This window comes from uncultured Thiodictyon sp. (genome assembly GCA_903837595.1).
Taxonomy (GTDB): Bacteria; Pseudomonadota; Gammaproteobacteria; order Chromatiales; family Chromatiaceae; genus Thiodictyon.
Genome location: CAILVI010000327.1, coordinates 39,376 through 47,689 on the forward strand (window position 1 = coordinate 39,376; position 8,314 = coordinate 47,689).

The window sequence follows — 8,314 nt, forward strand, 5'->3', positions numbered from 1 at the left end:
GAGTCCGCGGCGGGGCAACCCGGTTTTTCCCCGTCGCGCGAACAAATCCTCAAAAAAACCTCAGTGACGGGTCCGCACTGGCTGGTCGCGCGCCGGATCGACGACCTTCTCCGGGACATCATCCTTCGGACTGGCGCCCTCGCCGCCCTGCGCCGCGGTCGCGACCAGCTCCGGCCGACGGGTCAGCGCGATATCCAGGACCTCGTCGATCCAACGCACCGGGCGAATATCCAGGTTTTGCTGAATGTTTTTCGGGATCTCGGTCAGGTCCCGCTCGTTGTCCCGCGGGATGATGACGGTGTCGATCCCGCCGCGGTGGGCCGCCAGCAGTTTCTCCTTGAGCCCCCCGATCGGCAGGACCTCACCACGCAGGGTAATCTCGCCGGTCATGGCCACATTCGAACGCACCGGGATCTTGGTCAGGGCCGAGACCAGCGCGGTACACATCGCCACACCGGCACTAGGGCCATCCTTGGGCGTCGCGCCCTCGGGGACATGGATGTGCATGTCAAAGATGTTATGAAAGTCCGGCGCGATCCCCAGGGCGTCGGCGCGTGCCCGCACCACCGTCATAGCGGCCTGGATCGACTCCTGCATCACGTCCCCCAGTTGGCCGGTGTAGGTGAATTTACCCTTCCCAGGGACCAAGGCGGACTCGATGCGCAGCAACTCCCCGCCCACCTCGGTCCAGGCGAGCCCGGTCACTTGGCCGATCTGGTCCCGCTCATCCGCCCGACCGAAGCGGAAACGCTGGACACCGAGATATTTTTCCAGTGACTTGGCGTTGACGGTGGTCGCGGTGTCGCGCTTCTTCAGCAGCACCTCCTTCACCACCTTGCGACAGATCTTGGACACCTCCCGCTCCAGGTTGCGGACCCCGGCTTCGCGCGTGTAATAGCGCACGATATCGCGCAGGGCCGACTCGCGAATCACCAGCTCCCCGGACTTGAGCCCGTTGTTCTTGATCTGCTTGGGAATCAGATAACGCTCGGCGATCGCGACCTTTTCATCCTCCGTGTAGCCCGAGAGCCGGATCACCTCCATGCGATCCAGCAGCGCTGGGGGAATGTTCAGCGTATTGGCGGTGGCCACGAACATGACCTCGGAGAGGTCGAAGTCCACCTCCAGGTAATGATCGTTGAAGGTGTGATTCTGTTCCGGGTCTAGGACCTCCAACAGGGCGGAGGCCGGATCACCCCGGAAGTCCATCGCCATCTTGTCGATCTCATCAAGCAGGAAGAAGGCGTTTCGGGAACCGGCCTTGGACAGGTTCTGGATGATCTTGCCCGGCAGCGCGCCGATGTAGGTCCGCCGGTGGCCACGGATCTCGGCCTCGTCACGCACCCCGCCCAATGACATACGCACAAATTTGCGGTTGGTGGCACGCGCAATGGACTGACCCAGCGAGGTCTTGCCGACCCCGGGCGGACCGACCAGACAGAGGATCGGGCCCTTGAGCTTACGCACCCGCTGCTGGACCGCCAGGTATTCGAGGATGCGCTCCTTGACCCGCTCTAATCCGTAGTGGTCCTTATCCAGCACCTGCTCAGCGACGCGGATATCGTTGCGAATGCGCGTACGCGCCCTCCACGGCACATTCACGAGGGTGTCGACATAGTTCCGCACCACGCTCGCCTCGGCGGACATGGGCGACATGAGCTTCAGCTTGTTGAGCTCCGCCTGGGCCTTGGTCTTGACCTCCTTGGGCATCCCGGCGTTTTCGATCCGCTTGGCCAGTTCCTCGATCTCGTTGGGCACCTCGTCGAGTTCGCCCAATTCCTTCTGGATCGCCTTCATCTGTTCGTTGAGATAATACTCACGCTGATTCTTCTCCATCTGGCGCTTGACCCGACCACGAATGCGCTTCTCCATCTGGAGCAGGTCACTCTCGGACTCCATCAGCCCCATCAGATGCTCGATCCGCGCCTGGATATCGGTCATCTCCAGGACGCGCTGCTTCTCGTCGAGCTTGAGCGACATATGCGCCGCCATGGTGTCGGCCAAGCGGCCGGCCTCGTCGATGCCGGCCAGCGAGGTCAGCACCTCGGGCGGCACCTTCTTATTCAGCTTGACATACTGATCGAACAGGGTGACGGCAGAACGGATCAACACCTCCTGCTCGCGCTCGTCGGCGTCCAGGGTCTCGGGCAAGGGCGCGATCAGGGCCGAGAAAGAATCATCGGTGGTGACAAAGCGCGTGATGCGCGCCCGCTGATTACCCTCCACCAGGACCTTGACCGTCCCGTCCGGGAGCTTCAGGAGTTGCAGGATGCTGGCGAGCGTACCAATCTGGTGCAGGTCCTTGACGTCCGGGTCGTCCACGTCCGCGCTCTTCTGCGCGACCAGCAGGATCTGCTTGTCGTGGGCCATGGCCCCGTCGAGGGCGCGGATCGACTTGTCGCGGCCGACGAACAACGGGATGACCATGTGCGGATAGACCACTACGTCGCGCAGCGGCAGGACCGGCACCTCGGGTGAACCGGTGAGTGATCGCGAAGATTCTTGCTGTGCCATTGACACTCTCTGTGCTGGAACGCTCGTGGGGTGGGCGACAAGCCCCCGGACAACGCGTCAGGGTCGGGGGCCAAATGCCGGCGGAGCGGTCCGCGGCTGGCTTAATCACTAAAGAATAGGGGCCGATCGGGCCGGATTCAATGAATTGCCCTCAACCAGTCGACCACCGAGGCCACCGCCAGGGGCTGATCGACCCCGCTAGCGGCGCCCCGGGGCAGGGACATCGCAGGGATCAATCCCCGGAGGCGACTTGTTTTTCGAGGCCTTCGTAGATGAGGAAGGGGCGGTTTTCACCCATGATGACCGAGCCGTCCAGCACCACCTTGCACACGCTCTTCATGGAAGGTAGGTCATACATGGTGTCCAACAGCACCTGCTCCATGATGGTCCGCAAGCCGCGCGCCCCGGTCTTGCGCTCCATGGCCTTCTTGGCAATGCAGCGCATGGCGTCATCACGCAACTCCAGTTCCACGCCCTCCATCTCGAACAGGCGTGCATACTGTTTGACCAAGGCGTTCTTGGGCTCGGTCAAGATACGCATGAGGGCCGCCTCGTCGAGTTCCTCCAGCGTCGCCATCACCGGCAGACGACCGACGAACTCCGGAATAAGACCGTAGCGGATCAGGTCCTCGGGCTCCACCGCGGCCAGCAGTTCACCGATCTGACGCTTGTCGTCCTTGCTGTGGACGTCCGCGTTGAAACCGATCCCGCCCTTGCGGGAGCGCTGCTGGATGACCTTATCGAGCCCCGCAAAGGCCCCACCGACAATGAACAGGATGTTCGAGGTGTCGACCTGCAGGAACTCCTGCTGGGGGTGCTTACGTCCGCCCTGGGGTGGCACCGAGGCGACGGTCCCCTCGATCAGCTTGAGCAGCGCCTGCTGGACACCCTCGCCGGAGACGTCACGCGTGATCGACGGGTTGTCGGACTTGCGTGAGATCTTGTCGATCTCGTCGATATAGACAATCCCGCTCTGCGCCTTCTCGACGTCGTAGTCGCACTTCTGGAGCAACTTCTGGATGATGTTCTCGACGTCCTCCCCGACATAACCGGCCTCGGTCAGGGTGGTGGCGTCGGCGATGGTGAAGGGGACATTCAGCAGGCGCGCCAGGGTCTCCGCCAGCAGGGTCTTACCCGAACCGGTGGGACCGATCAGCAGGATGTTGCTCTTGGCGATCTCGATCTCTTCCTTGGCCTCCGAGACTTCCAACCGCTTGTAATGGTTGTAGACGGCGACCGCCAGCACCCGCTTAGCGTACTCTTGGCCGATCACGAACTCGTCTAAGCTCTCCTTGATCTCACGCGGCTTGGGCAGCTTGCTGGTGGCATCCCCCACCCCTTCCTGCATCTCCTCGCGGATAATGTCGTTGCAAAGCTCAACACACTCGTCGCAGATAAACACGGAGGGGCCGGCGATGAGCTTGCGGACTTCATGCTGGCTCTTGCCGCAGAACGAGCAGTAGAGGAGTTTGCCCTCGTCGCTCTTGCCGTGGTTACTTCCACTCATCGGGGATGACACTCCGGGGGTCAGTTGGCGACAGGAACCGGGGGGGCCCTGTCGAAGCGGTATCAATCATAACGGTTTGCGCCCGGATGGCAAGACGGTGACCAGCACGCCGACAGCAACTGGCCGCCGCCGGGCGCACCTCGACGACGCCGCCGGACCGGGCTGGACGCTGGGTCGACTTAAGCCTTACCCAGTGCCGGCCCTCGCTCGGTCAATACCTTGTCGATCAGGCCATAGGCCTGGGCCTCGTCGCCACCCAGGAAGCGATCACGCTCGGTGTCGTCGGCGATCTTCTCGATCGGCTGACCGGTATGGTGGGCCAGGATGCCATTGAGCCGATCACGCAGCAGGAGGATCTCGCGGGCATGGATGTCGATGTCGGTCGCCTGGCCCTGAAAACCGCCCAACGGCTGATGGATCATCATCCGCGAGTTGGGCAGGCAGTGGCGCTTGCCGGCCGTCCCGCCGGCCAACAGGAGCGCGCCCATGCTCGCCGCCTGACCGATACACAAGGTGCTCACATCCGGACGAACGAAACACATGGTGTCGTAGATGGCCAACCCGGCGGTGACTGAACCACCCGGCGAGTTGATATAGAGATGGATGTCCTTGTCCGGGTTTTCGGACTCCAAAAAGAGCATCTGGGCGACCACCAGATTGGCCATGTAGTCCTCGACCGGCCCCACCAGGAAGATCACCCGCTCTTTCAGGAGCCGCGAGTAGATATCGAAAGAGCGCTCGCCGCGCGCCGTCTGCTCGATGACGATCGGCACCAGCCCCAGACCCTCGGGCATCCACTGCGTGCGATTCACGGGCTTGATCATGCTATCTGCTCATCTCTCATCTGCACTGTCGATCCGACCGTACCGGCGTCCGGGACGCCGCGAACATCGGGCTAACTCCCCGCGTTACCCACCGACGCCGGGTCGGTCAACTGCGCGAAGCTCATCTGTTCGTCCTCGACGCTCACCTGCTCCAGGACCCACTCCACCACCCGCTCCTCCATGACCATGGACTCGACCGGGGCCAGTCGCTTGCGATCGGCATAATAATAGTCGATGACCTCCTGGGGGTCCTCGTAGGTGGACGCCAAGGTCTCGATCGCGGCGCGAACCCGGGCCGGCTCGGCCTTGATGGCGTGGCGCTTGATGATCTCGCCGATGATCAGCCCCAGGGCCACCCGCCGCCGGGCCGGCTCCTCGAACAGCGCATCGGGCAAGTCCACGGAGCTTGCCGCACCAATGCGCTCACGCATCTGCCCCTTGAGTCCCTGAACCTCCTCTGCCAAAAGCACCGCGGGGATTGCAAGTTCGTGAGACGCGACCAGCACGTCCATCACAGCCTCCTTTGTGCGGGCACTGATGCGCTGTTTCAATTCACGGTCCATGTTCGCCCGCACCTCGGCGCGGAAACGCTCCAGATCGCCGTCGGGTACCCCGAAGCCGCCGATGAACTCCGCGTCGAGCACGGGCAGAAACGGCTCGGTGACGGCCTCAATACTGACCTCGAAGCGCACCGCCTGTCCCGACAGGTCGGCGCGGTGATAACCCTCTGGGAAACTCAGGTCCAGCACGCGGGTGTCCCCGGCACTGGCCCCAACGAGCCCGTCCTCGAACCCGGGGAGCATGCGTCCGGAGCCGATCTCCACCGGGATCGCGGTGGCCGAACCGCCCTCGAAGGGCACGCCGTCGAGGGTGCCGACGAAGGAGACGGTCAGCCGATCCCCGGCCTGCGCCGGACGCTCAACCGGGACCCAGCTCTTGTGTTGTTCACGCAACCGCTCGATCACCATCTCCAGGTCGGCGTCCGTCACCTCGGCCACCGGGCGCTTGACGACCTGACCGGCCAAGGAGGCGATCTCGACCTCGGGCATCACCTCGAAGGTGGCGGTAAAGGCATAGTGCTGCGCGGCCGGCTCGAGCTCGGGCGCAATCTGCGGCGCGCCGGCCAGATGCAGGGAGTGCTCTGCGACGGCCGTGCCAAAGCTCGACTGGACCAGTTCACCCAAGACCTCCTGCTCGACATGAGCGCCGAAGCGCTGACGCAACAGCGTGACCGGCACCTTGCCCGGCCGGAACCCCGGGAGCTTGACGGTGCGCACGAGCTTCTGCAGCCGCTTTTCGACCTCGCCACGAACCTGTTCGAATGGCAACTCGATGCGCATCCGCCGCTCAAGGCCTTCGCCCGTCTCCACCGATACTTGCATGCTTCTCGTCTCCCGCTTCAGCAGGGCCGGGCGCGACCCCGACGCCATCCAAATGGTTGTTCGATGACCGGACAGGCACGCGCCGACCAGTCGCCAAAAGTCGGATAGTATAGCCCGTTGGGCACCCCGGGGCCAAGGGTGCTGTCAGACCGCCGCGTCGGGAGGCGCCGCCGACGGCGGCTCGGAACGCACCACCCCGCGCTCCACCTCACCGGCGCGGCGCAGTTCCCGCTTGAGGACCTTGCCGGCGGCATTGCGCGGCAGCGCCTCGTGGAACACATAACGGCGCGGCAGTTCGTGACGGCCCAGCCGGCCCCGGCACCAGTCCCGCAGTTGCGCAACGGACACCGCAACGTCCGGTTTCAACGCCAGGTGCGCCACCGCGACCTCGCCATGGCGACTGTCCGGGTCCCCGACCACCGCCACCTCCATGACTCCCGGATGGGCGTACAGCACCTCTTCGATGACGCGCGGATAGACATTCATCCCGTTGACGATGATCAGGTCCTTGATCCGGTCGACCAGATAAAAATAGCCGTCCGCGTCCCGTGTCCCCAGATCGCCGGTGCGGAACCAGTCACCGAAGAAGGCTGCGGCCGTGGCCTCCGGCAGGTTGAAATAGCCCTTCATGACATTCGGGCCGCAGACACAGACTTCGCCCGGGATGTCGTCGGCCACCGCGCGGCCGTCCGCGTCCAGGATGCACATCGCCACCCCCGGCACCGCCAGCCCGACCGAACCCGGCTTGCGCACGCCGACCAGTGGATTGACACAGGTCACCGGCGAGCATTCGGTCGGCCCATCCCCCTCCAGCACCGGCACCCCAAAACGCGCCTCGAAGGCCGCCATCACGGCCGCCGGCATGGCCGCGCCCCCGCTGACGCAGACCCGCACCCCGCCCCAGGCGGGGAGCGCCGCATCGTCGAGCCGCAGCAACACCTGGTACATGCTCGGCACCCCGAGAAAGATCGTCGCGCCATGGGTCGCGATGGCCTGGGTGACGGCCTTGGGGTCAAAGCGGGGGACCGGGACCAGCGCGCAACCCTGCACCATGGGGGCCAGCATCCCGACCGTCGCGGCGAAGGCATGAAACATCGGTAGCACCACTAGGACCCGATCGTCGGGACAGAACTCCAGTGCCTGGGCGATACTCGCGGCATTGCTGAGCAGATTGCAGTGGGTCAGCATGGCCCCCTTGGGGTGGCCGGTGGTCCCGGAGGTATAGAGGATAGCCGCGACCGACTCCCCCGGGTCGGCGACCACAGACGGCGGCCCGCCGGGGCGCTGGCTCCCCGCGCTGATCAGCGCGTCGAAGGACAGTGCCCCCGAGCCAGCATCCTCGCCAATGCGCACCCGCAGTCCCAAATCGAGCCCCGCAGAGGCTTCACTCGCCGCCCCGTCAAAGGTGTGGTGGTGGATGAGACCGCGGGCACCGCTATCGGCCAGGATATAACCCAGCTCGCGCGGATTGAGCAGCAGGTTGAGCGGCACCACGGTCGCGCCGGCCTTGAGGATACCCAGATAGGCGATCACGAAGTCGGCACCGTTGATACACAAGAGCCCCATGCGGTCAGCCGGTTGCAGGCCCCGCGCCGCGAGCGCGGCGGCGAGCCCATCGGAGGCGCGGTCCAAGTCGGCGAAGCTCAGGTTGCCGGTGTCGGCGAAGACACAGATGGCATCGCCCCGCGCGGCGGCGACGCGGCGCAAGCGCTCGGGGATCAGGTCGGCGGGGGTATATGTCATAAAGCTATCTCAACTCCGGCCACGCGGCCGCTCGTGACACCGCCCGAGCGGTGTCACGCATGTGTTGGGCGCTGTGCGCCCCGATGCCCGCGGCCGGAACAATGACCAATGCCTGATCGCCCTTGCCGCATCTAACCCGAGGCTCCAGCCTCACTAACGCGATAACACTTTGATTCTCCTATTTCTTTTGGAAAATCGCCGTGCAAGCGTCTGGCTACAAGTGGATCGCTTTGATCAAATCGAGTGCCGCAAGCTGCTTGGCATTCGGGGTCGTGTCGATCGTGAAGGTGTTCTCGCCAGCGCTGGCTTTTTTGCGCCGACAGGTATTGCGGATGATCGTCGCC

5 protein-coding genes are annotated in these 8,314 nt (G+C 64.2%); all 5 read right to left on the minus strand.

Annotated elements, in window-relative coordinates; all coding sequences use genetic code 11:
* Positions 1–60: 60 nt before the first annotated feature.
* The gene (gene lon / locus QZY44_RS18235; protein WP_295449423.1) at positions 61–2,514 is read right to left on the minus strand and encodes an endopeptidase La; all 2,454 of its coding nucleotides are present in this window, start codon (positions 2,512–2,514) and stop codon (positions 61–63) included.
* A 232-nt stretch (positions 2,515–2,746) separates the two neighbouring features.
* On the minus strand, positions 2,747–4,021 hold the full coding sequence (clpX, locus tag QZY44_RS18240; RefSeq protein WP_295388799.1) for an ATP-dependent Clp protease ATP-binding subunit ClpX: 1,275 nt from the start codon (positions 4,019–4,021) through the stop codon (positions 2,747–2,749).
* A 179-nt stretch (positions 4,022–4,200) separates the two neighbouring features.
* Positions 4,201–4,845 carry an ATP-dependent Clp endopeptidase proteolytic subunit ClpP gene (gene clpP / locus QZY44_RS18245; protein ID WP_295449426.1) on the minus strand — a complete coding sequence of 215 codons (645 nt, stop codon included), beginning with the start codon at positions 4,843–4,845 and terminating at the stop codon, positions 4,201–4,203.
* Positions 4,846–4,916: 71 nt separating this feature from the next.
* On the minus strand, positions 4,917–6,227 hold the full coding sequence (tig, locus tag QZY44_RS18250) for a trigger factor (RefSeq protein WP_295449430.1): 1,311 nt from the start codon (positions 6,225–6,227) through the stop codon (positions 4,917–4,919).
* Positions 6,228–6,371: 144 nt separating this feature from the next.
* Entirely contained in the window at positions 6,372–7,970 is a 1,599-nt protein-coding gene (locus QZY44_RS18255; RefSeq protein WP_295449433.1) for a long-chain fatty acid--CoA ligase, read from the minus strand.
* Between the last annotated feature and the right edge of the window lie 344 nt (positions 7,971–8,314).

Coding starts and splice junctions, on each gene's coding strand:
- lon (WP_295449423.1), bottom strand. CDS start 2,514: ATGGCACAGCAAGAATCTTCGCGATCACTCACCGGTTCACCCGAGGTG.
- clpX (WP_295388799.1), bottom strand. CDS start 4,021: ATGAGTGGAAGTAACCACGGCAAGAGCGACGAGGGCAAACTCCTCTAC.
- clpP (WP_295449426.1), bottom strand. CDS start 4,845: ATGATCAAGCCCGTGAATCGCACGCAGTGGATGCCCGAGGGTCTGGGG.
- tig (WP_295449430.1), bottom strand. CDS start 6,227: ATGCAAGTATCGGTGGAGACGGGCGAAGGCCTTGAGCGGCGGATGCGC.
- QZY44_RS18255 (WP_295449433.1), bottom strand. CDS start 7,970: ATGACATATACCCCCGCCGACCTGATCCCCGAGCGCTTGCGCCGCGTC.